18 protein-coding genes are annotated in these 26771 nt (G+C 68.4%); 14 read left to right on the forward strand and 4 right to left on the reverse strand.

Going from position 1 to position 26771, the window contains the following annotated elements; all coding sequences use genetic code 11:
* Nucleotides 1-10: 10 nt before the first annotated feature.
* Both AC2YHA_RS02470 and AC2YHA_RS02475 read right to left on the reverse strand, forming a co-directional pair.
* Nucleotides 11-517, reverse strand: a complete 507-nt coding sequence (locus tag AC2YHA_RS02470) for a CinA family protein (RefSeq protein ID WP_233783038.1) — start codon at nucleotides 515-517, stop codon at nucleotides 11-13.
* Between the two features lie 59 nt (nucleotides 518-576).
* Nucleotides 577-1284: a murein L,D-transpeptidase catalytic domain family protein gene (locus AC2YHA_RS02475; RefSeq protein ID WP_233783037.1), complete on the reverse strand. Its 708-nt coding sequence runs from the start codon at nucleotides 1282-1284 to the stop codon at nucleotides 577-579.
* Between the two features lie 206 nt (nucleotides 1285-1490).
* Here AC2YHA_RS02475 and AC2YHA_RS02480 point away from each other — a divergent pair, with 206 nt between their 5' ends.
* The 5 genes from AC2YHA_RS02480 (at nucleotide 1491) to AC2YHA_RS02500 (ending at nucleotide 6644) form a co-directional block, all read left to right on the forward strand.
* A complete protein-coding gene (locus AC2YHA_RS02480) occupies nucleotides 1491-2237 on the forward strand; it encodes a L,D-transpeptidase family protein (RefSeq protein WP_487400242.1) in 747 nt (248 codons plus the stop codon).
* A 31-nt stretch (nucleotides 2238-2268) separates the two neighbouring features.
* Nucleotides 2269-2673, forward strand: a complete 405-nt coding sequence (locus AC2YHA_RS02485; RefSeq protein WP_487400243.1) for a hypothetical protein — start codon at nucleotides 2269-2271, stop codon at nucleotides 2671-2673.
* A gap of 115 nt (nucleotides 2674-2788) precedes the next feature.
* On the forward strand, nucleotides 2789-4996 hold the full coding sequence (locus AC2YHA_RS02490) for a TonB-dependent receptor (protein ID WP_487400244.1): 2208 nt from the start codon (nucleotides 2789-2791) through the stop codon (nucleotides 4994-4996).
* A gap of 13 nt (nucleotides 4997-5009) precedes the next feature.
* Nucleotides 5010-6398, forward strand: a complete 1389-nt coding sequence (locus AC2YHA_RS02495) for a PepSY-associated TM helix domain-containing protein (RefSeq protein ID WP_487400245.1) — start codon at nucleotides 5010-5012, stop codon at nucleotides 6396-6398.
* A gap of 111 nt (nucleotides 6399-6509) precedes the next feature.
* Entirely contained in the window at nucleotides 6510-6644 is a 135-nt protein-coding gene (locus AC2YHA_RS02500; RefSeq protein ID WP_487400246.1) for a hypothetical protein, read from the forward strand.
* A 7-nt stretch (nucleotides 6645-6651) separates the two neighbouring features.
* On the opposite strand, the gene AC2YHA_RS02505 is transcribed toward AC2YHA_RS02500, so the two are convergent.
* The gene (locus tag AC2YHA_RS02505; protein ID WP_487400247.1) at nucleotides 6652-9030 is read right to left on the reverse strand and encodes a membrane-bound PQQ-dependent dehydrogenase, glucose/quinate/shikimate family; all 2379 of its coding nucleotides are present in this window, start codon (nucleotides 9028-9030) and stop codon (nucleotides 6652-6654) included.
* Nucleotides 9031-9185: 155 nt separating this feature from the next.
* Here AC2YHA_RS02505 and AC2YHA_RS02510 point away from each other — a divergent pair, with 155 nt between their 5' ends.
* Nucleotides 9186-10577, forward strand: coding sequence for a serine hydrolase domain-containing protein (locus AC2YHA_RS02510; protein WP_487400248.1), 1392 nt, complete (start codon nucleotides 9186-9188; stop codon nucleotides 10575-10577).
* A gap of 222 nt (nucleotides 10578-10799) precedes the next feature.
* On the opposite strand, the gene AC2YHA_RS02515 is transcribed toward AC2YHA_RS02510, so the two are convergent.
* Nucleotides 10800-11954, reverse strand: coding sequence for an isovaleryl-CoA dehydrogenase (locus tag AC2YHA_RS02515; protein ID WP_487400249.1), 1155 nt, complete (start codon nucleotides 11952-11954; stop codon nucleotides 10800-10802).
* 244 nt (nucleotides 11955-12198) lie between these two features.
* Here AC2YHA_RS02515 and AC2YHA_RS02520 point away from each other — a divergent pair, with 244 nt between their 5' ends.
* From AC2YHA_RS02520 to AC2YHA_RS02555, 8 genes are read left to right on the forward strand one after another with little or no spacing between them, the layout of a single operon-like run.
* Nucleotides 12199-14895 (forward strand): TonB-dependent receptor plug domain-containing protein, encoded by a 2697-nt coding sequence (locus AC2YHA_RS02520; protein WP_487400250.1) that lies wholly within the window; start codon nucleotides 12199-12201, stop codon nucleotides 14893-14895.
* Between the two features lie 11 nt (nucleotides 14896-14906).
* A complete protein-coding gene (locus AC2YHA_RS02525; RefSeq protein WP_487400251.1) occupies nucleotides 14907-18203 on the forward strand; it encodes a family 78 glycoside hydrolase catalytic domain in 3297 nt (1098 codons plus the stop codon).
* Nucleotides 18200-19690, forward strand: a complete 1491-nt coding sequence (locus tag AC2YHA_RS02530) for a carboxylesterase/lipase family protein (protein ID WP_487400252.1) — start codon at nucleotides 18200-18202, stop codon at nucleotides 19688-19690. Before AC2YHA_RS02525 ends, AC2YHA_RS02530 begins: the two co-directional genes overlap by 4 nt.
* Nucleotides 19690-20571: an alpha/beta hydrolase gene (locus AC2YHA_RS02535; protein WP_487401686.1), complete on the forward strand. Its 882-nt coding sequence runs from the start codon at nucleotides 19690-19692 to the stop codon at nucleotides 20569-20571. The genes AC2YHA_RS02530 and AC2YHA_RS02535 overlap by 1 nt, the downstream gene beginning before the upstream one ends.
* A complete protein-coding gene (locus AC2YHA_RS02540) occupies nucleotides 20568-22166 on the forward strand; it encodes a tannase/feruloyl esterase family alpha/beta hydrolase (RefSeq protein ID WP_487400253.1) in 1599 nt (532 codons plus the stop codon). Before AC2YHA_RS02535 ends, AC2YHA_RS02540 begins: the two co-directional genes overlap by 4 nt.
* Nucleotides 22160-23836, forward strand: coding sequence for an AMP-binding protein (locus AC2YHA_RS02545; RefSeq protein ID WP_487401687.1), 1677 nt, complete (start codon nucleotides 22160-22162; stop codon nucleotides 23834-23836). The genes AC2YHA_RS02540 and AC2YHA_RS02545 overlap by 7 nt, the downstream gene beginning before the upstream one ends.
* A 5-nt stretch (nucleotides 23837-23841) precedes the next feature.
* Nucleotides 23842-24162 (forward strand): hypothetical protein, encoded by a 321-nt coding sequence (locus AC2YHA_RS02550; RefSeq protein ID WP_487400254.1) that lies wholly within the window; start codon nucleotides 23842-23844, stop codon nucleotides 24160-24162.
* Between the two features lies 1 nt (nucleotide 24163).
* Nucleotides 24164-26710, forward strand: coding sequence for a glycoside hydrolase family 3 C-terminal domain-containing protein (locus AC2YHA_RS02555; protein ID WP_487400255.1), 2547 nt, complete (start codon nucleotides 24164-24166; stop codon nucleotides 26708-26710).
* Nucleotides 26711-26771: the final 61 nt, after the last annotated feature.

Genomic DNA, 26771 nt, shown 5'->3' on the forward strand with positions numbered 1-26771 from the left:
AAGGGGTGGGTCACAGCATCGCCTCGATCATCTCCAGCGCGACACGCATACACGCGATGCGGACGCCGCCGCGTCCGATATCGCCGAAATGCTCCTCACGATGCGCAGTCTCGCGTCCCTGGCGCGCGCAGGCGAAGTGGACGAGGCCGGGCTCGTCACCGGGATCGCCGGGGCCGGCGAAGCCGGTGATCGACAGCGCGATATCGGCATGGCTCGCCTGGAGCGCGCCCTCGGCCATCGCCACCGCCACCTCCTCGCTTACCGCGCCGCATTGCTCGACCGTGTCACGCGCGATGTGGAGCAGCTCGCACTTGGCGTCGACCGAATAGACCACGAAGCCGCGCTCGAACGCGCTGCTCACGCCTTCGACATCGGTCAGCAGCGAGGCGAGCATCCCGCCGGTGCAGCTCTCGGCGGCGGTCAGGCTCAACTCCGCGTCGCACGCCTTCTTCAGCACCCGCCGCGCGGCGGCGTCGATGTCGTCCGGCAGGACAGGCGAAAGCGTTTCGGCAGCCATGCCACCGACTTAGGGGTGTCCGCTGTGGCGGGCAATGATCCCGGGAGGGGAAACGGCGGTCAAATCTTGGCCGCGTAGATCATCCGGCCTTCGCCCAGGCGGTCGAACACCATCGCCAGCTCGGCCTCGCCGACCGCGAAGCAGCCCTGGCTGCGGCCGAGCTTGCCGTGCGTCGAGAGCATGTCGCGATTGGCATACCAGGCGCCATGGACCACAATCGCGCGGTCCAGCGCGTTCGAGTTGGTCGGATCGAGCCCGATCAGCCGCTGCGAGCGCCCGTGGACGCCGACATAATAGTCGGAGGTGAGGAACGCGCCCTCGCACGACGCCTCAGAGTCCGGCTCGTTCGAGAAGCGTTGCAGCCAGCCGGTATGCGCCGGGTCCGATCCGATGCCGTGCGCGACGAGATAGGAGGCGGTGCCGCCGGTCCCGAGATTGACGATGTGGAAGCGCGACAGGTGCGACGGCGCCGAGAAATCGGCGATCGCGATGCGGTCGCGCTTCTTGATCGTGTCGCCGTGACGGTCGAGTGCGGCCAGCGCGCGGTCGACCAGCTCCTTGCGGATGCCGAGCGGCCGGCGCGGTTCCGCAGCCGCCGGAGCGGGGGGCGGAACATAGGGCGGGGGAGGCGGGGGCGCCGCCGATGGTGCGCTGGCGACCTCGATCGCCTGCTGCGCACAGCCGGGCACCGCGAGCGCGGCGCCGGTCACCAACACTGATTTTACGAACGCGCGCCGCGACGGCGTGCGCTCAAACACGTCATTCATTCGCGTCCTCAGCTATGCCCCTCTTAGCAGATATAGGGCCGGAAACGCTAGTTTCCAGTAAACGGGCGCCGCGCTCCCGCCGCCCGGCCGGCTCGTTCCGGCGCAGCCGATCCGCAGTGCTGCTCCAATTCGGGACGTGCGCCTCTCGCATCCGCAGTCACTGTCCGATATTAGATCAGGGCAGATCGGCATGTCGGGAGTCGCGCATGAATCCAAGGGGTTGGGGGAAAGCGGCTGTTGCAGCGCTGGGGCTGATGCTCGCTGCGGCCGCACCGGCTGCGTTCGCGCGCGAGGATGCCGTTTCGCTGGAACAGGCGGCGCTGGCGCTGAAGCCCGGCCAGTATCTCTGGCGCGATCCCGGTCCGGACGCGGGCGAGGTCTCGGTGGTGGTGAGCCTGCCGCTCCAGGCCGTCTACGTCTTTCGGGGAGAGGTGCTGATCGGCGTCGCCAGCGCGTCGACCGGCACCGCCGGCCATCGCACGCCGGCCGGTGCGTTCACCATCCTGCAGAAGCGGGTGTTCCACCGCTCCAACCTCTATTCGAACGCGCCGATGCCGTTCATGCAGCGGCTGACCTGGGGCGGCATCGCGCTTCATGCCGGGCATAATCCCGGCTATCCCGCGAGCCACGGCTGCATCCGCCTGCCGCGGGCCTTCGCCCAGCTGCTCTTCGATGCGACCAGGATCGGCGGGGCGGTGGCGATCGTGAACGGCGAATGGTCGGTGCCGAGCCGGGATCGCGAGATTCCGGTGATCATAGCGCGGATCGACGAGCTCCAGTCCTCACCGGACTATGTGGCGGTCACCTTCACGCCGCGCGCGGCGCCGCCGCCGCAACAGCTCGCGTCGCTCGAGCGGGCGCCGGCGTCCCGCCAGGGCCTGCGCGTGCGCGGCGACGAATGGCTGGTGCCGGAGGCGCGGCTGATCTTTCCGGAGATGCGTCGCGCCCGGTGACAGGGCGGTTTTGCGGGAGTAAGGGCGCCGCGTGCACGCGCTTCGCCTTCATCTCCTTCGTCATCGCCAGCTCGCGCTGTGGCTGGTCGGCGCGGCGTTGCTGATGAAGCTGCTGGTGCCCGCCGGCTTCATGCCCGGCCTAGTGAACGGCTCGATCGTGGTCCAGCTCTGCAACGGCCAGGGCGGCGCGCAGACGATCCTGATGGAGATCCCCGGCAAGCCCGGCAATCATGATTCGGGCGATCCCAAGAAGGCGGAGATGCCGTGCGCCTTCTCCGGCCTGTCGGCGCCGGCGCTGGGGCCGACCGATCCGATCCTGCTGGCGATCGCGGTCGCCTGGATCATCGCGACCGCCTTCCGCATTCCCGCGCCGCCCGTCCTCCGGCGCGGCATCCATCTGCGGCCGCCGTCGCAAGGCCCGCCCGTCATCGCCTGATCCATATCGACTGAGATCGCAGCGTCCGCGCGCCGCATGACGGCGCGCAGCCGCGATCCTCGCAATAGTCGTCGCGGCTCGCCGAGCGAAGGCCGCGCGGAACAGGGATTTTTCGATGTCCAGATCCATGCTTTCGGCCGGCGCCATCGTCGCCGTCCTCACGACCTGCTCTCCGGCCCTTGCCGAGGACGAGGAGCAAAAAGACACGATCGTCGTCACCGGCCAGCGCGAGCGGCTCGACCTCGATGCCCGGAACGATACCGCGAGCCGCCTCGGCCTGTCGGCCCGCGAGACTCCGGCGACGGTGCAGACCATCACCCAGGCCGACCTGCAGGTGCAGGGCCTCAGGACGTCGCGCGAGGCGTTCAACAGCGTCGTCGGCGCCATTTCCGGCAACGTCCCGGGCAATCCGGCGGTGGTATCGTTGCGCGGCTTTTCGGGCGGCGCGGTGTCGATCCTCCAGGACGGCGTGCGGGTGTCGACCTCGACCATGGTCACGCGCGACACCAACAGCTGGCATTTCGACCGGATCGAGGTGATCAAGGGGCCGGCCTCGGTCCTTTACGGCGAGGGCGCGCTGGCCGGCGTCATCAACAAGGTGACGCGCAAGCCGACCTTCGACGGCGACCATCTCGACGGGCTGCTGAGTTTCGGCAGCTTCGATACGATGACGGCGGCCGGGGGCGTCAACCTGCAGCTCTCCGACAGCGCCGCAATCCGGGCAGATGCCAGCTACATGCGCTCCGACAGCCTCTACGACGTCGAGGACAACGATACCCGGTCGGCGGGGCTGACGGGCAGCATCCTGCTGAGACCCTCGGCGGACCTGTCGATGCTGTTCGCGGTCGAGCATTACGACGACCGCTACGACAGCAGCTACCAGGGCGTGCCGCTGGTGTCGGCGGCGGTCGCGCGCGATCCGAGCGACGCGCTGCGCAGCGCGTCCGGCCTCGTCATCGACAAGGCGCTCCGGCACCGGAACTACAACCCGCGCGGAGCCTATTCGGGCGCGGACGAGACCACCCTGCGCTCGCGGATCGACTATGCGGCGGGCGGCGGCTGGTCGATCGCCAACGACTTCACCTGGTACACGGCCAAGCGCGATTTCGTGCTGAGCGGGGACCAGAATTTCACCGCGCCGAGCGCCGCTTTCCCGAACGGCAGCTTCGCCCGTTCGGTCCAGCGCATCTATCACGACCACAAATTCTGGAACGAGCGGCTGGCGGTGGCCAACGACGGCACGATCGCCGGGCACCGCAATCGTTTCACGCTGGGTGCCGAATATAACGAGACCGATTTCATCGATCCGCGCCAGCAGAGCCCGGTGTTCACCCGCCTGGGCGATCCCGTCGTGCCGGTCGATCCCTGGAGTCCGGCGGTGGGCGTCTTCCCCACCGGCAACATCTACACCGTGACCAACGTCATATTCGATTCCCGCCTCAAGACGGCTTCGGTTTTCGCGGAGGATGCCTTCAACGTCACGCCCGCCTGGCTGATCGTAGCCGGGGCGCGCTACGATCATATCGATCTCACCCGCATCAGCACCGATCTCAACGCGGGCGGGAAGGCGAGCCGGGCGAATCCGACCTACGATCCCTTCTCGTGGCGGATCGGCACCACCTATGACGTCGCGCCGGGGCTGACGCTCTATGCCCAATATACGACGGCGGTGACCCCGGTCGGCTCGACGCTCACGCTGTCGATCGCCAACACGAGCTATCGGCTAACGAAGGGGCGGTCGGTCGAGGCGGGTTTCAAGGCGTCGGCTTTCGGCAAGCGCCTGACGCTGACCGGCGCCGCCTATCGGATCGAGCAGGAGAATATCCTCACGCGCGATCCGACCAATCCCGCACAGGTCGTCCAGGGCGGCGAGCAATCGTCGCAGGGTGTGGAGCTCAGCCTCGACGCCGCCGTCACCGAACGGCTCGCGCTGTCGGGCGGCGTCTCCTACACCGACGCGCAATATGACGAGCTGATCGAGGCCGGCGGCATCGACCGGTCGGGCAACCGGCCGATCAACGTGCCGTCGACCACCGTCAACGGCTCGGTGCTCTATTCGCTGAAGACGCTGCCGGTAACGCTGGGGGCGTTCGTGCGCCATGCTTCGGGCTTCTACACCGACACGGCAAACAGCATCTTCGTGCGCGGTCATACGGTGGTGGACGCCTCGATCGCCTGGCGGCTGGCCGATCAGGCGACGTTGACGCTGCGCGGCAGGAACCTGACCGACGCCTTCTACGGCGAATATTCGGGCTATCCGGCGACCAATATCTACATCGGCGCCCCGCGCAGCGTCGAAGTCGCCTTGTCCACGCGGTTCTGAGGAGGCTGGACCGATGGCCACGCTCGCAGCGTCATCCCGCCTCTACCGCGCCATCTGGCGGTGGCATTTCTATGCCGGCCTGGTCGTCGCGCCGTTCCTGCTCATCCTGGCGGTGACGGGCACGATCTATCTGTTCAACGACGAGATCAACGACGCGATCTATCCGGACCAGCGCTTCGTCGCCGCTCATGCGACCAGCGTTCCGGTGTCGCGGATGATCGGTGCGGCGCTGGCCGCCCATCCCGGTGCGGCGACGCGGATCGACCTGCCCGCCGCCAACGATCGCGCCGCCGTCGTCTTCGTTGCGCCGACCTCCGGCGATCCGGTGCGCGTCTCGGTCGATCCGGGGACGGGGAGGGTGCTCGGTTCCTTCGTTTATGAAAGGACGCTGGTCGGCCTCGCCGACCCGATCCACGGGTCGCTCGCGATCGGTACGATCGGCGACCGTATCGTAGAGCTTGCGGCGTGCTGGGCGCTCGTGCTGATCGCGACCGGCCTCTATCTCTGGTGGCCGCGCGGGCGGAAGGGGCTGGGCGGCATCCTGTTTCCGCGGCTGTGGGCAAAGGGCCGGCTGTTCTGGCGCGATCTCCACGCCGTCACCGGCGTCTGGACCGTCGCGCTGATCCTGTTCCTGATCCTCACCGGACTGCCGTGGGCAGGGGTTCAGGGCGATGTGCTGAAGCGGGCCTTCAGTGCCGTCGGAATCGGCTACCCTGCCTCCAACCGCAACTACGATCCGCCGAAGAGCTTGCCGATGAAGGCCGCGCTGGGCGAAGCGCCATGGACGCTCGAAGGCGCGCCGATGCCGGCCTCCGATCCCCATGCCGGCCATCCCGGTCACGACGCCATGCCGGCGATGGCGGAGAGCCATGGCCCCGATCTGACCGACAGGGTCGTCGCGGCTGTTGCCGGCCATGGCCTGCACGGCGGCTATCGCCTGTTTCTGCCGGCGGGGCCGACCGGCGTGTTCACCGCCTATAGCTATCCCGACCGGCCGCAGGGCCAGCGCACGCTCTATTTCGACCGCTATTCGGGGCGGCTGATCCGGGAGATCGCCTATGCGGACTATGGCTGGGGCGCGAAGGCGATCGAGCTCGGCATCCAGCTCCACATGGGCAATTACTTCGGCCGGGCGAACCAGATCGTGATGCTGATCCCGTGCATCGGCATCGTGCTGCTCGTCGTCAGCGGCGTCGTCATGTGGTGGAAACGGCGTCCGGCGGGACGGCTCGGCGCGCCGCCGAAAGTGCCGGAGGCGCGGCTGCGTGGCGCGCTGGCGATGCTGCTGGTCGCGGGCGTGCTGCTGCCGTTGTTCGGCGCCTCGCTCGTGGCCGTATTCGCGCTCGACTGGGCGGCGGGGATGCTGGCGGTGCCATCGCGGCCGATGCCCGAGCCTGGGTGACGGGATGCCGGATATCGACGGACCGTTCCGTCAGCGCGGCGAGCGCAGACCGTGCGCGGCACCCGCGCCGTCCGTGTCCGTTCTCAGCGCGGTTACGGGGAATGAGAGCGGATGATTTCCAGGCACGACATCGAGCGCATCATGCGCGAGACCGGCATGAACCGGCTCCAGGCCTATCGTGCGGCCAGAACCCAGCACGCGTTGCAATCGCTGCCGACGCCAGTCTCGACCAACTTGCTCAAATAGCCGTTCCCTAGCGCGTCTGCGGCAGCGCATAGGCGATCACGCTGTCGCCGGGCTTGGTCTCCATGAAATGGTGGCCGCCGGCGAAGATCACCAGATACTCGCGCCCGTTCTGCTCGTACACGGCGGGCGTCGCCTGCCCGCCGGCGGGAAGCGGCGCGCTCCACAGCGTCTTGCCGGTGGCGATGTCGATCGCGCGGATGAGGTCGTCGGTGGCGGCGGCGATGAACACCAGCCCGCCCGCGGTCACCACCGATCCGCCGTTGTTGGGCGTGCCGATGTGGAAGGGCAGCCCGCTGGCGATTCCGAACGGCCCGTTCTTGCGCGCGGTGCCGAACGGCCGGTCCCACAGGATCTTGCCGGTAGCGATGTCGATCGCGCGGATCCCGCCATAGGGCGGCTGCTTGCAGAGCAGGCCGGTGAACTTGACCCGCCAGCCGGCGTTGACCTTGACCGCATAGGGCGAATCCCACTGCGGATCGATCGAGTGCGCGTTGGCGAGCTGTGCCTTCGACTTCATCGCATAGCGGGGCACGATGCCGAGCTTGTCGGCCTCGGCACGCGGCACCAGCCGGACGTAGTTGGGCATGTCGTTGTAGTTGGCGACGATGACGCCGCGCGTCGGGTCGACCGACACGCCGCCCCAGTCGCTGCCGCCGTTGTAGCCCGGATATTCCACCGTGTATCTGTCGGCGCGCGGCGGGGTGAAGAAACCGCGGTAATCCGCCCGGCGATACTGGATGCGGCAGACCATCTGGTCGATCGGCGACATGCCCCACATGTCGCGCTCGGTTAGCGGCTCCTTGCGCAGGGTATGCCATTTCGAGAAGAGTTGCGTCTTCGCCCGCTGCTCGGGCTCGACCCCGCCCTGTGGCACCGTCATTTCGGCGAGCGGCGCCAGCGAGCGGCCGGTGGCACGGTCGAGGATGTAGAGATCGCCCTGCTTGGACGGCACCACGATCGCCGGCGTGCCCTTGTAGTCGATCAGCGTCGCCTGGCTGCCGAAGTCATAGTCCCACACGTCGTGCTTGACGGCCTGGAAGCGCCAGCGCGGCTTGCCGGTGGTGACGTCGAGCGCGACCAGCGAGGTCGCATAGGCATTCTCCTGCGGCGTGCGCTTGCTCGACCAATAGTCGACCGCGGCATTGCCCATTGGCAGGTAGACGAGGCCGAGCTGCTCGTCGCCGCTGGTGCTGGTCCACATGTTGGGCGTGCCGCGTGCCCAGGTCTGGCCGGCGGGCGGATAGCCGGTCCATTCGGGATGCATCATGTCCCACGCCCAACGCAGCCTGCCGGTGACCGCGTCGAAGCCCTGGATCACGCCCGACGGCGCCAGCCGCGTCTGGCCGTCGAGGATCTGGTGCCCGACCACCACCACGCCCCGCACGATCGTCGGCGCCGAGTTGATCGAGGCGAGGCCGGGATAGACGTCGCCCATGCCGATCTTGGTGTCGGTCTGGCCGTTGGTGCCGAAGCCGCTGCACGGCCGGCCGGTCAGCGCGTCGACTGCGATCAGCCGCGAATCGAGCGTGCCCATGATGATCCGCGCGGCGCACTCGCTGCCCGGTGCCGCGTTCGGCACCGCGTAATAATCGACGCCGCGGCAGGCGGTGGTGTAGGGAATCCACTCGTCCGGCACCTGCGGGTCATAACGCCATGCCTGCTTACCCGTCGCGGGATCGAGCGCGACGATCACGTTCTTGGCGGTGCAGGTATAAAGCAGGTTGCCGACCTTGATCGGCGTGTTCTCGGTTCCGTAGAGCTTGGCATAGGCGGGATCGGTCGGGGTGCCGCCGGTATGCGTCTCCCACACCTTTTCGAGCCTGGCGACATTGCTGGCGTTGATCTGCGTCAGCGGCGAATAGCGGCGAGCGGCGTAGGTGCCGCCATAGGCGGGCCAGTCGGCGCCGGTCGCCTGGCCGGAGGGATCGCTCATCGCCGCGCCCGGAGCCGGCAGCGGCAGTGCGATGTTGCGGTCGCGTCCGGCCACGGTGAACAGCACACCCGTCGCCACCACCACGACAGCGATCGAACCCAGCGCGATCGCCCATCTGCGCGGCCGCGCAGTCAGCGTCGGCATGATGAGGATGACCGCCACCAGCAGCACGATCGGCGCCACGATCCGCGGCACCAGCGCCCAGGCGTTGTAGCTCACCTCCCAGAACGCCCACAGGATCGTCGCGACGACGATCGCCACATAGAGCCACGCGCCGCTCATCCGCCCGCGGATCATCAGCACGCCAGAGACGATCATCGCGATGCCGGTGATCACATAATAGGGCGAGCCGCCGATCGCGGCGAGCCAGGCCCCGCCGACCGCCAGCACCAGCCCGATCAGGGCGACGATCAGGCCGACGACGATCGCGGCCCAGCTGCGGCGATGTGGCATGGCGGTGCTCCCCTACGGTTGTTCCGATCGGGGCGAAGGAATCCGGCAGGCCCCTTACCTGTCGTCAGGCTCGCTCCATCGTGCCAAACACGTTAGCCATGCAGTCGTTCCACCGAGTGATTGCACCCGTCCGCCGCACCTGCTTTGGTGCGGCCATGCGCATCATCCTTCTCGCCACCGCCCTGATCGCCGCTCCCGCCGCCGCGCAGGAGCTCACCCCCGCCGAGAGCAGCCAGGTCGACAAGATCGTCACTGAGGCACTCGCCGGCACCGGCACGCCCTCGGCCTCGATCGCGATCGTGCGCGGCGGGCGGATCGTCTATGCCAAGGCCTATGGCAAGGCGGCCGAGACGATCCCGCAGGCGACGCCGGACCTGCCGTACCAGATCGCGTCGATCTCCAAGCAGTTCACCGCGATGGCGGTGCTGCTGCTGGAGGACGAGGGAAAGCTCAGCCTCGACGACAAGGTCGCGCAATATCTCCCTGAGATCACGGGCGCCGACCGCATCACGCTACGCCAGCTCCTCGACCACACTTCGGGCATCCGCGACTATTGGCCGCACGACTACAGCCCCGCCAACATGGCCAAGCCAACCACGCCGCAGGGTATCGTCGACCGCTGGGCCAAGCAGCCGCTCGATTTCGAGCCGGGCACGCAATGGCAATATTCCAACACCGGCTATGTCGTCGCCGGCATGATCGTCGAGAAGGTGTCGGGCCGGCCGCTGCTCGATTTCCTGCGCGCGCGCATCTTCAAGCCGCTCGGCATGACCAGCGTGCTCGACCAGGACAAGGCGATCGGACCGAAATATCCGCAGGGCTACAAGCGTTTCGCGCTCGGCCCCGTCCGCGTCGAGACGCCGGCGGCGCCCGGGTGGCTCTATGCGGCGGGCGAGCTGTCGATGACTGCGACCGACCTCGCCAAATGGGACATCGCCCGGATCAACCGCGCGCTCGTCCCTGCCGACGATTGGCAGGCGCAGGAGACCACGACCAAGCTGAAGGACGGCAAGGACACCAGCTACGGCCTCGGCGTGTTCGTCGGCACGCCCGACGGGCGCAAGATGATCGAGCATTCGGGCGAGGCGGTGGGTTTCCTGTCCGAGAACATGGTGTTCCCGGACGACAAGGCGGCGGTGGTGGTGCTCACCAACAGCTGGTTCGGCAATGCGACCGGCACGATCGCGCGCGGCATCGTCCGAACGGTGATGGCGGCGCCGCCGCTGCCGGGACCCGAAGCCGCGGCGGCGGCCAAGGCGCGGCAGGTATTCGACCAGCTCCGCGCCGGCTCACTCGACCGCAAGCTGCTGACCGAGGACGCCAACTATTATTTCGATGCGACCGCCCAGGCGGACTACAAGGCGAGCCTCGGCCCGCTCGGCGAGCCCACCGGTTTCGCGCCGGCGGGCGGCCCCCAGCTGCGCGGCGGCTATGTGATCCGCAGCTACCGCATCACTTATCCCGACCGAGTGCTCAGGCTCTCGACCTTCGCGGAACCGGGCGACAACGGCCGTTTCGAGCAGTTCCTGGTCAGTCCGCAGTCATAGGGCCTGTCGACATTTGGGGTTGCAGGTCTGCCGTAGCCCGGTTCCCAACCGTCACTCCGGACTTGTTCCGGGGTCCAGCGGGAGGCAAGGACTGGACAAGAGGCTTGAGCGCAGCCCGCAGGCTCAGTGGACCCCGGAACAAGTCCGGGGTGACGGTGAGGGGTGGAGATGTCGGCCATTTCCTCAAATGTCGACCCGCCCTAGAAATACGGAACGACGGCCTCAGTTCGCCCCGATCAGCTCGCGTCCGATCAGCATCCGTCTGATCTCGTTCGTCCCTGCGCCGATGTCGAGCAGCTTGGCGTCGCGGGCGAAGCGTTCGACAGGCCAGTCCTTGGTGTAGCCGGCGCCGCCCAGCGCCTGGATCGCTTCCAGCGATACCTTCACCGCATTCTCCGAGGCGAGCAGGATCGCGCCGGCCGCGTCGAAACGGGTGGTGAGGCCGGCGTCGCAGCTCTTCGCCACCGCATATACATAGGCGCGCGCCGAGTTGAGCGCGACGTACATGTCGGCGACCTTCGCCTGCATCAGCTGGAAATGGCCGATCGGCTGGCCGAACTGCTTGCGCTCGCGGATGTAGGGCAGGACCACGTCGAGGCTCGCCTGCATGATGCCGAGCTGGATGCCGGCGAGCACGGTACGCTCATAATCGAGCCCGCTCATCAGCACGCCGACGCCGCCGTTGACCGGGCCCATGACGTTCTCGTCCGGCACCTCGCAGCCGTCGAATACCAGCTCCGCGGTAGGCGAGCCGCGCATACCCATTTTTTCGATCTTCTGCCCGATCGAGAAGCCGGGCATGTCCTTTTCGATGATGAAGGTGGTGATGCCGCGCGAGCCGTCCCCGGTCTTCGCGTAGACCACCAGCGTGTCGGCATAGGGCGCGTTTGTGATCCAGAACTTGGTGCCGTTGAGGACGTAGCCGCGCTCGGTCTTCTCCGCGCGCAGCTTCATCGAGACGACGTCGGAGCCCGCGCCCGCCTCGGACATGGCGAGGCTGCCGACATGCTCGCCGGAGACAAGCTTCGGCAGGTATTTCGCCTTCTGCTCCGGGTTGGCCCAGCGGCGGATCTGGTTGACGCACAGGTTGGAATGCGCGCCGTAGCTGAGCCCGATCGAGGCCGAGGCGCGGCTCACCTCCTCGCAGGCGACGACATGCTCGAGGTAGCCGAGGCCGAGGCCGCCCCATTCCTCCTCGACGGTGACGCCGTGCAGGCCGAGCTCGCCCATCGCCGGCCATAGCTCGTCACGCGGAAACCAGTCCTCGGCATCGATGCGGGCGGCGAGCGGCTCGATCCTTTCCCGCGCGAATCGCCGGGTGGTGTCCCGGATCATGTCGGCGGTCTCGCCGAGGCCGAAATCCAGCGTGGCTTCCATGAAACATCCTCCTGCCGCTCCGGATGAGCGTCCGGAGCGAAAAGGGCAAGAGGCCGTACTAATTTATCGAATTTTGAATTAATAATAAAAAATTACCATTGACACGATTGGTCGGGATCGTGGATGGATAATTGCGAAAAAGGTGCCGCTAGAGCGATTCCAGGGAGGCGAGGTCGACGGGAAGGTCGGCCGTTCCGCCGTGCATCGACGAGCGCCCGAACGGGCGAGGGGAAGGGGAGGCGGTATGATCGGCATAGTCAGGACATTTCGGGACCGGCGCGAGATCGCGCGCGGATTGTCGCGGGCGGCGCTGGCGGGAGCGCTGCTGTGGGCAGGGACTGCGGAGGCGCAGGTCGCGCCGGAGACGGCGAACCCGAGGCAGGATACCGTGCCGGGCGAGCAGATCGATCCCGTTGCGGGCCCGGACGAAGCGACTGCGGCGGACATCGTCGTCACCGGCACGCTGCTGCGCGGCGTTGCGCCGACCGGCACCAACGTCATCGGCGTGACGCGTGACGAGGTGGTCGCCACCGGTGCCGCCTCGTCCAACGATCTGCTGGCCTCGATTCCGCAGATCGGCAATTTCGGGACGGTGCCTGCGGGTCTCGGCAACTACAGCAATCCGATCGTGCGGCCCAACATCCGCAACCTCGGTGCGTCCGGCGGCTCGACGACGCTGGTGCTGATGAACGGCCATCGGCTGGTCGGTGCCGGCATCCTCCAGACGTCGGTCGATCCGTCGGTGATACCCCCCGATGCGATCGATCGGGTCGAGGTGATCCCCGACGGCGGATCGTCGATCTACGGTTCCGATGCGATCGGCGGCGTCATCAATTTCATCCTGCGCAAGCGCTACGACGGGATCGGCGTCAACGCGCGCTATGGCTTCGCCGACAATTACAAGACGTTCGACGCCAGCGCGATCGCCGGCAAGGATTGGGGATCGGGTTCGATCTACGTCTCCTATGCCTATGCCTGGCACGACAATCTGCTCGGCATCGATCGCGATTACGCGACCGCGAACAATGTCCCGCGCGGCGGCGCCGACAATCGGTCGACCGCATGCCCGCTGGCCAACATCACCATCGGCACCACCACCTACGCCTTGCCGGGTCGGGTTCCGGGCTCGCTCAACCGCTGCGACCAGACCGATTACGCCGATCTCTATCCGCGCGAGAAGCGGCACAGCGTCTTTGCCAGCCTCATGCAGGAGCTGAGCGACGGCATCACCTTCTCGACCACGGCCTATTGGTCGCGGCGCGACACGGTGACGCGCACCGCGCAGGGGAGCGCGAGCGGTACGATCACCGCTGCCAACCCGTATTTCTCGCGGATCGGGACCGAGCTCGCGCATTCCGTCGCCTTCGCCTTCGACGACGTGTTCGGGCCGAGCCACGTCAGCCCGGCTTCCTTCACCTCATACGGTGTGACGCCCAAGTTCGATTTCGAGCTGGGCGGCGGCTGGCAGTTGCGCACACAGGCCAATTTCGGCCGCAGCGAGAATGTCACCACCGAGGATTCCTTCAACGCGACCGCCGTCACTGCCGCACTTGCGGGAACGAGCACGGCGACGGCGCTCAATCCCTACAATCTCTCGGCGACGGCGCCAGCGGTGCTCGCCGCGATCAACGATTTCGTGAATTACGGCGACGCCGACCAGGAGTTGGCCGAAGGCCGCGCGGTCCTCGACGGGCCGCTGTTCGCGGTGCCGGGCGGCGACGTCCGCCTCGCGGTGGGTGCCGAATATCATTATGAGAACATCCGCTCGTTCACCGGCAGCGGTCCCCAGGCCGCGGTCGTGGGCGCGAGCTCCTTCGCGAGCCGCGACGTGAAGTCGGTGTTCGGCGAAGTGCTGGTGCCGCTCGTCGGCGCGGACAACCGCAGCGGCGGCTTCTACAGCCTCGAGATATCAGGCTCGGTCCGCTACGACCATTACAGCGACGTCGGCGGCACCACCAATCCCAAGATCGGCGTCACCTACCGGCCGTTCCAGGCGCTGACGCTGCGCGGCAACTATGGGACGTCGTTCCATGCGCCGAGCCTCGCCGACCTCGGCAATTCGGTGGATTCGCGCGTTCAGGTTATCCCGTTCAGCCCGTTCCGCGCGCCGAACAGCTCGCCGTTCGACATCCTGCGGCCGACCATGGCGATCGCCGGCGGCAACGCCGACCTTCGCCCGGAGACTGCCGATACCTGGTCGCTGGGCTTCGACCTCAAGCCCGCGGCGCTGCCCGGCCTGATTGCCAGCGCGACCTATTACAACGTCAGGTTCAAGGACGCGATCAGCGTTCCGCCGTTCACCTCGCCCATCCTGTTCACCGATCCCAACTACGCCAGCTTCTTCATCCTCAATCCGACGCTGGCCCAGGCGACGGCCGCGGCAGGCAACCTGCGGATCGATGGGGTGCCGAGTCTGGCGGCGCTCTACGCGGTCAGCTCACCCTATGTGCTGTTCCTGGCGCAGCGCGCCAATCTCGGCGCGGTGAACACCAGCGGCATCGACTTCAACCTCGCCTACGCCCACGACACGTCGTTCGGATCGGTGAACGCGAGCTTCGCCGGCACGTACACCTTGAAACGCAGGACGCAGGCGATCCAGGGTGGCGACTTCAGCAACGACCTGAAGAATGGTTACGGGCGCCTTCAATTCGTTGCGACGCTGGGCGGCAAGGTGGGCGATCTGATCGGCCGCGCGGCGCTCAACCATCGCAGCGGATTTCCGCTGCTCGGGGTGCTCCCGCAGACCCGCGTCTCCTCATTCGACACGGTCGACCTATTCCTGGGCTACGATCTCGGCAAGGTGATGAAGGACACCATGCTGACCGTGAACGTCGACAATGTGTTCGACGAGGATCCGCCGTATCTGAACAATGCCACCGGCTATACCAACGGCAGTACGCTGGGGCGGCTGGTCTCCTTCGGCATCCGGACCAAGTTCTAGGGGAGGATCGGTTGCCGTATCGGCCGACAACGGGGACGGGAAGAGGTGGCTCGCATATCGGCCGCCTCGTCCTGCTGGTGGGCGCGGCCGGGCTGGTGCCCGGCGCGGCGGCCGAGGCGGATGCGCCCTCCGCGCTCAAGGTCGAATATGCCGCCGAGCCGCTCGGCATCGACGAGCCGGCGCCGCGGCTGGCATGGCGGGTGCCGACGGCGCGACAGGCCGCCTATCGCATCCGCGTCGCCGCCAGCCCGGAAGCGCTGGCGCAGGAGAAACTGGTGTGGGACAGCGGCAGGGTCGCGTCCGATGCCAACGCGCAGGTCGCCTATGCCGGACCGCCGCTCGCCTCGCGCACGCGCTATTGGTGGCAGGTCGCGACCTGGGACGGGGATGGGCGCCAGAGCGGATGGAGCAGGCCCGGCTGGTGGGAGATGGGGCTGCTGAGGCCCGCCGACTGGTCTGCCCGCTGGATCGCCGGACCGAAGCGGACCGACCATGACTGGGCGGACCTGACGTTCGAGAGCGAGCTGACCATGACGGGGGCGTCGCTCGACCTCATCTTCCGCGCGCGGCCGGTCGGCAAGACCTATGGCGAGGCCTATGTCTGGACGCTCGCCGAGGAGAAGGACGGGCCGGTCCTGATCGAGCGGGTGCGGCGCTATCCGGGCGGGGCGAGCTCGGCGGTGAAGGTGGCCGAGCTCAAGCGCGTGCCGCTGGCCGGCGTGATGCTGAAGGGCGTGCGGCATCGGGTGACGATCACCGCGAGGGGCCGGACGATCACCACCGCGATCGACGGGAAGACGGTCGATACCCTCACCGACGGCGCGCAGGCGCACGGCACCGTCGGCTTCGCGGCGAAGGAGCCGCGGGCGGCGGTGATCCATCGCGTGCGCGTCGCCGGCAGCGGGAGCCCGGCCTTCGCGACGCGATTCGAGGCGAACGACAACGCCTTCACCGGCGGCCGCGTCGAGGCCGAAGGGCTAGTGGTGTCGAGCGGGCTGCCGAATGTCGACATCGTGCTGCCGATCGAATCCCCGGCGCCACTGCTGCGCCGTGCCTTCACCCTGCCGGCGAAGGGGATCGCCAGCGCGCGGCTCTATGTCGCCGGAGCGGGTTGGCCGAAGCTGCATCTCAACGGCGGCGTCGTGGGCGCGAGTGCGATGGGCGGAGGCTTCACCGCCTATGACAAGCGGGTGCTCTATTATACCTATGACGTGACGGATCGGCTGCGCGCCGGGGCCAATGTGATCGGCGCCGAGCTCGGGCGGGGCTGGTACGGGCTTACCGATCCCAACGAATGGTATTTCCAGCAGGCGCCGTGGCATGGCGAGCCGGCGGTCAAGGCGCAGCTCGAGGTGACCTTCGCCGACGGGTCGCGGCAGACCATCGCGACTGACGGGAGCTGGAAGACGATCTCGGGCCCGACGCTGGCGGATTCGATCCACCGCGGCGAGCGCTATGATGCGCGGCTGCTTCCTGCGGGATGGGACAGGCCCGGCTTCTCGGATCGACGCTGGGCGGCGGCGTCGCTGGTCGAGGGACCGAAGGGCATCCTCCGCGCGGCCAACCTGGAGCCGATCGCTCCGGTCGAGACCGTCGCTCCCGTCTCGCTCAAGCAGGTGAAGCCCGGCGTCTGGGTCTACGACTTCGGCCGCATCTTCGCCGGCTGGGTCGCGCTCGACGTGACCGGGCCCGGCGGGCGTACGGTCTCGATGGCGGCGAGCGAGCGGATCGGCGACGACGGGCTGATCCTGCCCGCCTCGGGCCTGATCGACGCGCAGCTCCAGACCGATCGCTACACGCTCGCCGGCAAGGGGCGCGAGCGGTGGGAGCCGAGCTTCGGCTACCACGGTTTCCGCTACGTGCAGCTCGAGGGCTTTCCCGGCACGCCGACGCTGGCGACGCTGACCGGCAAGGTCGCGCATTCCGTTGTGGCCCGGACCGGCAGCTTCGCCAGCGCCAACCCGCTGCTCGGCGAGATCGACCAGGCGGCGATCCGGACCATCCTCAACAACATGCACGGCTTCCAGACCGACACGCCGACCTATGAGAAGAACGGCTGGACCGGCGACGCGCAGGCTTCGGCCGGCGCGGCGGTACGGAGCCTCGACGTGGCGCGGGTGTGGAGCAAGTGGCTCGCCGACTTCCCCGACGCGCAGGCGCCGAGCGGCGAGCTGCCGGAGATCGTGCCGGCGACGCCCTACTACGGCTATGAGAACACGCCGGGGTGGAACCTGGTGTGGGGACCGACGACGCCGTGGGACGTGGCGGCGATGGTCCTGCCGTGGGAGCTCTACCAGACCTACGGCGACACCCGCGTGCTGGAGCGGATGCACGAGGTGCAGCGGCGGCTGGTCGACTACACCGCGACCAAGTTTGCCGCGCCCGACTATCGCGGGCCGAAGATATCGCTGAGCGAATGGAGCGCACCGGGATCGCTCGACTTCATGAACGCGCGCGGCGGCGGGATCGACGCGGTGACCAGTGCCTATTTCTTCCTGGAGGCGAAGCTGCTCGCGCAATCGTCGCAGGTGATCGGCAAGGCTGCCGACGCCGAGCGCTATGGCGCGCTCGCCGAAGCGATCCGGGCCGCCTACAACAAGCGCTATTGGGACGACGCGAACGGCTGGTACCGCACCGTCGACGACAAGGGCGCGGCCGGCAAGCCGACCCAGATCCAGAACGTGCTTCCGCTCGCTTTCGGCATGGCGCCGGCGGGACGCGAGCAGTCGGTCGCCGACGCGATCGCCGCCGATGTCGCCGCGCAGGGGCTGAAGACCGGGGTGTACGGCACCCGCTACCTGCTCGACCTGCTCAGCGACCATGGCCATGCCGACCTCGCCTACAGGCTCGCCACCCGTACCGAGGAGCCTAGCTGGGGCTATTGGCTCGCCAACGGGCACAAGACGATGTTCGAGAGCTGGAGCCTCGGCTCGCGCTCGCGCGACCATCATTATTTCGGCTCGATCGCCGACTGGCTGCGGCAGCGGCTCGCGGGATTGAGGCCGGGCGCGCCGGGCTATCGCACCGTGCAAGTGCGGCCGGCGATCCCGGCGGGGCTCGCCTGGGCTTCGGCGACGATGACGACGCCGCAGGGCGAGGCCAGATCGGCGTGGAAGATCGCGGATGGCCGGCTGACGCTGACCGCGACCATCCCGATGAACAGCGCGGGCGAGGTGTGGGTGCCGACCGGCTTCGGCGCAATCACCGGCGTGCCGGCGGGGGCGGCGCGGGTGCGGGAAGAGAAAGGCGCGGTCGTCTATCGGACCGGCGCCGGCACGTTCGAGTTCACCACGGGAGGAGCGCGATGAAGGCGATGATGCCGGCGCTGGCGATGCTGCTGATGGCAGCGTCGCCGGTGGTGACGATCGACAGCGGAGCGCTGCGCGGCGCCGAGGTGGAAGGTATCGCGAGCTTCAAGGGGATTCCCTATGCCGCCGTGCCGATCGGTCCGCTGCGCTGGCATGCGCCCGAGCCCGCCGCGCCGTGGCAGGGGCTCCGCGAGGCGACCGCACTCGGCAACGACTGCTTCCAGGTGCGGCTGCCGGGCGACGTCGCCAACACCGATCAGCCCCAGAGCGAGAACTGCCTGTTCCTCAACGTCTGGACCCCCAAGCCGCAGGCGGGCGCGAAGTTGCCGGTGATGGTGTGGATCCACGGCGGCGGCTTCACCAACGGCAGCGGCGGGGCGGCGATCCTCGACGGCAGCCGGCTCGCGGCGCGCGGCGTGGTGGTGGTGACCTTCAACTACCGGCTCGGCCGTTTCGGCTTCTTCGCGCATCCGGCGCTGACGAAGGAGAGCGGGGCAGCGCCGACCGGCAACTGGGGGCTGATGGACCAGATCGCCGCGCTGCAATGGGTGAAGCGCAACATCGCGGCGTTCGGCGGCGATCCGGGCAACGTCACCATCTTCGGCGAATCCGCCGGCGGGGAGTCGGTCAATCGGCTGATGACGTCCACCGCCGCCAGGGGACTGTTCGCCAAAGCGATCGTCTCGTCCGGGGGAGGGCGCAACAGCTGGCCGAGCCTCGCCGAGGCGGAGGCGAAGGGTGTGACCTTCGCCAAGGACGCGGGCGTCGCGGGCGATGATCTCACCGCGCTGCGGGCGATCCCGGCCGAGACGGTGCTCGGCAAGATCAACTTCATCAACTCGGACGAGGCGCGCTACTCCGGGCCGATCACCGACGGACGCATCGTGACGGGCGATACCGACGTGCTGTTCGCCGCGGGCAGGCAGGCGCGCATCCCCTATGTCGTCGGGTCGAACAGCGACGAGCTCGGCTTCATCCCGGCGCCGTTCCTGGCCGGCTTCAATGCCAAGACCACCGCGGAGCTGGGCGCGGGCGCAGAGGCGGTGCGCGCCGCCTATGGCTCGCAGGCAGCCTATGACCGGAACATCGCCAGCGACGTCACCTTCACCGAGCCGGCGCTGGCGCTGGCGCGGCGGCACGCGAAGGTGGCGCCGGCCTGGCTCTACCGCTTCGGCTATGTCGCCGAGGCCAAGCGCAAGCCCGATCTCGGCGCCTCGCACGCGACCGACGTGCCCTATCAATTCGACAATCTCGACAAGATCGGTGCGCCGGTGAGCGCGGCGGATCAGGCCGTCGCCAAGGCGCTGGCGGATCGCTGGGTGCGTTTCGCGAAGACGGGTGATCCCGGCTGGCCGCGCTTTGCCGGTGCGGCGCCGGTCAAGCTCTCGATCGGCAACGACAAGGCGGAGACGGTCCCCGCCACCGAGCCGCCGATCGCCGCGATCGAGAGGGTACGCGATGCAGCCAAGCAAGGAGGCGCGAAGTGATGCGGAAATGGATGGCGGCGTTCCCGGCGCTGGCGCTGCTGATCGGCTGCGCCAACGCCAGCGCGAGCGAGGGCGAGCGGATCAGGCTGTCGCCGGCCGGGCCGGCCGGCACGATCGGCCCCGCGAAGCCGGAGACCACCGACGGATCGCTGTTCTTCGGCACGATCACCCGCAACGTCAGCGAGCCGTCGCTCAGCGTGTTCCCGGCCGATCCGGCGGTCGCCAACGGCACCGGCGTGGTGATCGCGCCGGGCGGCGGCTTCCACATGCTGTCGATCGACAATGAGGGGATCGGCGTCGCGAAGTGGCTCAATGGCCTCGGCATCACCGCCTTCGTGCTGCGCTACCGGCTGGTGCCGACCGGCAGCGAGTTCCCGGGTTCGCTGATCAAGCTACTCGGCGACATCGATCAGCTCAAGGCGACAGTCGCGCCGCTGAAGCCGCTCGACACCGCCGACGGCGAGGCGGCGATGGCCTATGTCCGCGCCAACGCCGCCAGCTACGGGATCAAGCCCGGGCGGCTGGGGATGATGGGCTTCTCCGCGGGCGGGGCGGTGACGATGTGGACGACGCTCGCCGACCAGCCGCAGAGCCGGCCGGATTTCGTGGTCGCCGTCTATCCGGGCCTGGTCGGCGACAGCATCGCCGTGCCGCCCAAGGCGCCGCCATTGCTCGCGATCGTGGCGGCGGACGACAAGCTGGCCGGCGAGGACGCAGGGCGCGTCGCGAAGGCATGGACCGATGCGGGCGCCGACGCGACGCTCGTCACCTATCCCGAGGGTGGCCACGGCTTCGGCATCGCGAAGAAAGGGAAGGCGTCCGACGCCTGGACCGAACGGACGCAGCAATGGCTGCAAGCCAAGGGATTGCTCGGCAAATGATCAGGATCGTTCCTCCGCTGCTGCTGGGTACGGCGGCGCTCGTCCCGGGCATGATCGGCACCGAGACCGCCGCGCCGGCGCAGGCCGGCTTCAAGGCGGCGGACTGCGCCGCGCTCGCGGGCATGCCGATCGCCAACGGCCGGATCGAGAGCGCCGCGATGGTGACGAAGGGTGCGCCCGTCGTGACCGAGGCGGGCAAGCCCGGCCTGCCCGCGCAGGCGAGCTTCTGCCGCGTCCAGGCGGTGCTGACGCCGGTGGCGCGGTCGAACATCCGGGTCGAGGTGTGGCTGCCCGAGGCGGCGAGCTGGAACGGCAAGATGGTCGGCGCCGGCAACGGTGGCTTCGGCGGCAGCCTCACCCTGTCCTCGCTGACGATGCATGGGGCGCTGGGCAAGGGCTATGCGACGGCGGGCACCGACCTGGGGCACGTCGGTACCGGCGACACCGACGGCAAATGGGCGCTGAACGAGCCCGAGCGGATCACCGACTTCGGGCACCGCGCCAACCACCTCACCGCGAACTTCGCCAAGGCGGTGATCGCGGCCTTCTATCCCCGCGGACTCCAGGCCGCCTATTTCCAGGGCTGCTCCGACGGTGGGCGGGAGGCGCTGATGGAGGCGCAGCGCTATCCGGAGGACTATGACGCGATCATCGCGGGCGCGCCGGCCAATGCCTGGACGCGGATGATGGCCGGCTTCATGGCCAATGATCGCGCTGTGTTCGCCAGACCGGAATCCGCCATTCCCGCCGCCAAGCTCAAGCTGTTGCAGAGTGCCGCGCTCGCGAAATGCGATGCGGCCGACGGCGTCAAGGACGAGGTGATCGACGATCCGCGAAGCTGCGGCTTCGACCCGGCGGTGCTCCAATGCAAGGCGGGTGACGCCACCGACTGCCTGACCGCGCCGCAGGTCGCGGCGGCGAAGGCGCTCTATCGGGGCGCGGTCGACGCCAAGGGCAAGCCGTTCTTCCCCGGCATGATGCCCGGCGCGGAGGCCTTCCCCGGCACTTGGGATGTGTGGTTGACGGGGCCCAAGGCACAGCACGGCGTCTTCGCCACCGAATTCTTCCGCTACATGGTCTATTCGGACCCGAACTGGCAGCCGGTGCGGTTCGACCTCACGCGCGATTATGCCGCGGCGAAGGCGCGGATGGCGCCGATCCTCGACAGCGACAATCCGGACCTGACGCCCTTCATCCGGCGCGGCGGCAAGCTGATCCTCTACCACGGCTGGAACGACGCCGCGATCCCGCCCGAGAACACGATCCAATATTACCAGGCGGCGCTGCAGAAGACGCCGGGCGCGGCGCAGTCGGTGCGGCTGTTCATGGTGCCGGGCATGTCGCATTGCCTGGGTGGGCCGGGTGCGAGCATCTTCGATGCGCTCACCACGCTCGACACGTGGCGGCAGGGGGGCGCCGCGCCCGAGACGATGGTCGCGACCAAGTACGACAACGACCTGTTCGCCTATCTCGGCCTGCCGGCCAAGCCGACCCGCACGCGCCCGCTGTGCGCCTATCCCAAGGTCGCGAAATGGACCGGCAGCGGCTCGACCGACGAGGCGGCCAGCTTCGCCTGCGTGGCGCCGAAATCGTGAGCCCGCTCGCCCTCAGCCGGGTGCGGGGCGCGTCGGAGCCGCCGCTGATCGAGCATACGATCGGCACGGCGCTGGCGCTCGCCGCCGAGCGCTGGGGGGAACGCGAGGCGCTAGTCTCGGTCGAGCAGGGAGTACGACTGAGCTTTGCCGAGCTGCTCGCCCGCGCCGACGATTTCGCCGCCGGGCTGCTGGCGCTGGGGCTGGAGCCGGGCGACCGGATCGGCATCTGGGCGCCCAATTGCGTCGAATGGACGATCACCCAGTTCGCCGCTGCGCGCGCCGGTCTCATCCTGGTGACGATCAATCCCGCCTATCGCGTCACCGAAGCCGAGTTCGCGATCAACAAGGTCAGCCTGTCGGCGCTGGTACTGGCCGAGCGGTTCAGGACCAGCGACTATGCCGCGATGCTGCTTGAGATGGCGCCGGGGCCGCTGCCCAGCGAGCGGCTGCCGACGTTGCGCCATGCGATCCAGATCGGCGGCACGCCGCCCGCGGGATGGCGGGCATTCGACGAGGTGACAGCCTCGGCCCGTCCCGCTGACCGCGAATGGCTGGGCACGCTCGGCGAGACGCTGCGGAGCACCGATGCCGCCAACGTCCAGTTCACCAGCGGCACCACCGGCCTGCCCAAGGGCGCGACGCTCAGCCATCGCAACATCCTCAACAATGGCTATTTCGTCGGTCGCGCTCAGGCGCTGACGCCCGAGGACCGCATCTGCATCCCGGTGCCGCTCTACCATTGCTTCGGGATGGTGATGGGCAATCTCGCCAGCATCACCCATGGCGCGAGGATGGTCTATCCGAGCGCCGGCTTCGATCCCGATGCGGCGTTGCGGGCGGTCACGGCGGAGCGTTGCACCGCGCTTTACGGGGTGCCGACAATGTTCATCGGCATGTTGGCGCATCCGGAGTTCGATCGTTTCGACCTCAGCTCGCTGCGCACCGGCGTCATGGCCGGCGCGATCTGTCCTGAGCCGCTGATGCGGCAGGTGATCGAGCGACTCAACATATGCGACATCACCATCGCCTATGGCATGACGGAGACCAGCCCTGTCAGCTTCCAGACCGCGATCGACGATCCCGTCGAGCGCCGCGTCGGGTCGATCGGGCGGGTGCAGCCGCATCTCGAATGCAAGATCGTCGACGAGGGCGGCGAGGTGGTGCCGACCGGAACGCCGGGGGAGCTGTGCACCCGCGGCTATTCGGTGATGCTCGGTTATTGGGACGAGCCCGCGAAGACCGCGGAGGTGATCGACGCGGGGGGCTGGATGCACTCGGGCGACCTCGCCGTGATCGACGCAGAGGGCTACGGCACGATCGTCGGCCGCCTCAAGGACATGGTTATCCGCGGCGGCGAGAACATCTACCCGCGCGAGATCGAGGAGTATCTCTACGGCCACCCTGCGGTCGAGGATGTGACCGTGGTCGGCGTACCCGACGAGCGGATGGGCGAGGAGCTGTGCGCCTGGATCCGGCTGCGTCCCGGCGCCACGGGCGATGCCGAAGACATCCGCAGCTTCTGCCGTGGCCGCATCGCCCACTACAAGATTCCGCGCCACATCCGCTTCGTCGACGCCTTTCCGACGACGGTGACCGGCAAGATCCAGAAATATCTGATCCGCGAGGCGATGATCGCCGAGCTCGAAAGCGACACCTCCAAAGAAGGATGAATGCCATGAAGACCGTGATTGCGACCGTCTTGTTCGCCGCCGCCGCTCCGCTTGCCGCGCAGACTGCGCCGGCACCCGCGGCGGCTCCGGAGGCGGCCGCGCCGGCGCCCGCCGCGAAGTTTTCGACCCAGACGCCGATCCAGGAGCTCGCGGCCGACCCGGCGGCGAAGGTCGTGCTGGAGAAGGACCTGCCGGGCCTCACTGCGCGGCCGGAGTACGAGATGTTCAAGGGGATGAGCCTCCGGCAGCTCCAGGCCTATTCGGACGGCAAGCTCACCGACGAGCTGCTGGCCAAGGTCGACGCCGACCTCGCCGCGATCAAGTAAGATGAGGTCATCCTGGGAGCTGGGCGGCATCGCCGTCGCCGCGTTGACGCTTGCGCTCGGCAGCGGGCCGGCGGCGGCGCAGTCGGAGGTCTATCGCGACAAGGCCGCGCCGGTCGAGAAGCGTGTCGACGACCTGGTCGCACGGCTGACGCTCGAGGAGAAGGTGTCGCTGCTCGCCGGCGCCTCGGGGATGACGCTGCACGCGGTCCCGCGGCTCGGCATCCCCGAGTTCCGCATGACCGACGGGCCGACCGGCGTGCGCTCGCCGGAGGGGAAGCCGGCGACGGTGTTCCCGACCGCGGTCTCGCTGGCCGCGACCTGGAATCCGGAAGTCACCCGCGCGGTCGGCGGTGCGATCGCGGAGGAGGCGCGGGGCTATGGCGCATCGCTGCTGCTCGCGCCGACGGTCAACATCGTCCGCACGCCGCGCTGGGGGCGCAATTTCGAGACCTATTCGGAGGACCCGCTGCTCGCGGGCAGGCTGGCGCTCGGCTATGTCGAGGGGGTGCAGGCGCAGGGCATCGGCGTCTCGGTCAAGCATTTCGCCGCCAATAACCAGGAGACCAACCGGTTCGTCGTCGACTCGGTGGTCGACGAGCGCACGCTGCGCGAGATCTACCTGCCCGCGTTCGAGACGGTGGTGAAGGCGGCCGATCCCTGGTCGGTGATGGCGTCGTACAACAAGGTGAACGGCACCTATGCCGGCGAGAACCGCTGGCTGCTGACCGAGCTGCTCAAGAAGGAGTGGGGGTTCAAGGGATTCGTGGTGTCCGACTGGGGTGCCACGCACTCGACCGTGCCGGCGGCGAATGCGGGACTCGACATCGAGATGCCCGGACCTCCCAAGCATTTCGGCGACAAGCTGATCACGGCGGTCAAGGCAGGCGAGGTCAGCCCGGCCCAGCTCGACGACAACGTGCGGCGTGTGGTGCGGGCGATCGTGCGGAGCGGCATCCTCGACGGCGGCCCGGCCAGGGGAGAAATCGGCGGCGCGCGGCACGAGGCGGTGGCGCGAACGGCCGCCGACGAGGCGATCGTGCTGCTCAAGAACGCGGGCGTGCTGCCGCTGAAGCCTGGCATCAGGAGGCTGGCGGTGATCGGGCCCAATGCCGCGGTCGCACGCATCCAGGGCGGTGGCAGCTCGGCGGTGGTGCCTTTCGCCAGGCTGCAGACGCCGCTCGAGGCGATCAGGGCGGCGCTGCCCGGCGTCGAAGTGGCCTATGAGAAGGGCGTCGACAGCGACGAGGCGCCGCCGGCCGCCGATCCCAAGCTGTTCAGCCCGGCTGCGGACCGCAAGGAGACGGGGCTCAGGGCCAGCTATTTCGCCGCCAACGACTTCGCCGGCGCGCCCACGCGCAGCGAGCTCGCGACCGATTTCAGCAAGCGGATCAGCGGCAATGTCGCCGGTCCGCAGGCGGTCGGCTACTCGGCGCTCCGTTGGGAGGGGCTGTTCTGGCCGCCCGAGACCGGACCCTATGAGTTCAGCGTGCGCGGGACCGGATCGGCCACGCTGATGCTGGACGGCAGGACCATCCTCGACAAGGCGACGCCTAGCACCCCCGACAACCGCGACGTGATCGGCTTCCCGGTGCCGCGGCGGACGGTGACGGTCGAGCTGGAGGCGGGGAAATCCTATCCGGTGCGGCTCGACTATGCGACGGGACGCACACCCTATGAGCTGCTCGCGTTCGGCGTGCGCACGCCGCGGCCGAGCTTCGACGCGGCGGTGGCGGCGGCAAAGCGCGCCGACGCGGCGGTGGTGATCGTCGGGTCCTCGTCGCTGACCGAGGGCGAAGGCTATGACCGGTCGACGATCGACCTGCCGGGCGAGCAGGACCGGCTGGTCGAGGCGGTCGCGGCCGCCAATCCGAACACGGCGGTGGTGATCAACGCCGGCGCGGCGATGACGATGCCCTGGATCGACCGGGTTCCGGCGGTGGTCGACATGTTCCTGCCAGGGCAGGGCGGGGCGGCCGCGCTCGCCGACGTGCTGACCGGCAAGGTCAATCCCTCGGGCAAGCTGCCGGTGACCTTTCCGGCCGGGAGCAGCGACGATACGGTCGACCTGAAAAGCGCCAAGAGCCAATATGCCGAGGGCCTGCTGGTCGGCTATCGCGGCTATGAGGCGCGCGGGGTGAAGCCGCTGTTCGCCTTTGGCCACGGCCTCTCCTATACGAGCTTCGCCTACTCGGGGCTGACCGCGCCCGCGACGGTAAAGCCCGGTGCGCCGGTGAAGGTGAGGGTCACGCTCCGCAACATCGGCAAGGTCACGGGCAAAGAGGTCGTTCAGCTCTATGTCGCTCCGGCGACGCGGGCGGAGAATGAGCCGGTCAAGCAGCTCCGGACCTTCGCCAAGGTCGCGCTGGCGCCGGGCCAGAGCCGGGCAGTGGAGCTGACGCTCGATCCGCGTGCTTTCGCGGGATGGGATACGGCGACGCATCGCTGGATCGCGCGAGGCGGTGCGTATCGATTGCTGATCGGCAGCGCTTCGGACGACATCCGACTCCAGAAGGCAATCCAGGTCACCGGCTCCGCACCGGTGCCCTGATCCGGCGGGGACCGGGTAGCGTTCGACGGGCTCAGCACGGCGCTTTCCCCGTGTTCCACAG

This window comes from Sphingomonas sp. SRI_018 (genome assembly GCF_057586275.1).

What these genes read in the sequence shown, in the direction of transcription:
- AC2YHA_RS02500 (WP_487400246.1), top strand. Translation starts at nt 6,510, where the DNA reads ATGATTTCCAGGCACGACATCGAGCGCATCATGCGCGAGACCGGCATG.
- AC2YHA_RS02470 (WP_233783038.1), bottom strand. Translation starts at nt 517, where the DNA reads ATGGCTGCCGAAACGCTTTCGCCTGTCCTGCCGGACGACATCGACGCC.
- AC2YHA_RS02555 (WP_487400255.1), top strand. Translation starts at nt 24,164, where the DNA reads ATGAGGTCATCCTGGGAGCTGGGCGGCATCGCCGTCGCCGCGTTGACG.
- AC2YHA_RS02490 (WP_487400244.1), top strand. Translation starts at nt 2,789, where the DNA reads ATGTCCAGATCCATGCTTTCGGCCGGCGCCATCGTCGCCGTCCTCACG.
- AC2YHA_RS02535 (WP_487401686.1), top strand. Translation starts at nt 19,690, where the DNA reads ATGCGGAAATGGATGGCGGCGTTCCCGGCGCTGGCGCTGCTGATCGGC.
- AC2YHA_RS02510 (WP_487400248.1), top strand. Translation starts at nt 9,186, where the DNA reads ATGCGCATCATCCTTCTCGCCACCGCCCTGATCGCCGCTCCCGCCGCC.
- AC2YHA_RS02550 (WP_487400254.1), top strand. Translation starts at nt 23,842, where the DNA reads ATGAAGACCGTGATTGCGACCGTCTTGTTCGCCGCCGCCGCTCCGCTT.
- AC2YHA_RS02520 (WP_487400250.1), top strand. Translation starts at nt 12,199, where the DNA reads ATGATCGGCATAGTCAGGACATTTCGGGACCGGCGCGAGATCGCGCGC.
- AC2YHA_RS02495 (WP_487400245.1), top strand. Translation starts at nt 5,010, where the DNA reads ATGGCCACGCTCGCAGCGTCATCCCGCCTCTACCGCGCCATCTGGCGG.
- AC2YHA_RS02540 (WP_487400253.1), top strand. Translation starts at nt 20,568, where the DNA reads ATGATCAGGATCGTTCCTCCGCTGCTGCTGGGTACGGCGGCGCTCGTC.
- AC2YHA_RS02505 (WP_487400247.1), bottom strand. Translation starts at nt 9,030, where the DNA reads ATGCCACATCGCCGCAGCTGGGCCGCGATCGTCGTCGGCCTGATCGTC.
- AC2YHA_RS02530 (WP_487400252.1), top strand. Translation starts at nt 18,200, where the DNA reads ATGAAGGCGATGATGCCGGCGCTGGCGATGCTGCTGATGGCAGCGTCG.
- AC2YHA_RS02475 (WP_233783037.1), bottom strand. Translation starts at nt 1,284, where the DNA reads ATGAATGACGTGTTTGAGCGCACGCCGTCGCGGCGCGCGTTCGTAAAA.
- AC2YHA_RS02515 (WP_487400249.1), bottom strand. Translation starts at nt 11,954, where the DNA reads ATGGAAGCCACGCTGGATTTCGGCCTCGGCGAGACCGCCGACATGATC.
- AC2YHA_RS02480 (WP_487400242.1), top strand. Translation starts at nt 1,491, where the DNA reads ATGAATCCAAGGGGTTGGGGGAAAGCGGCTGTTGCAGCGCTGGGGCTG.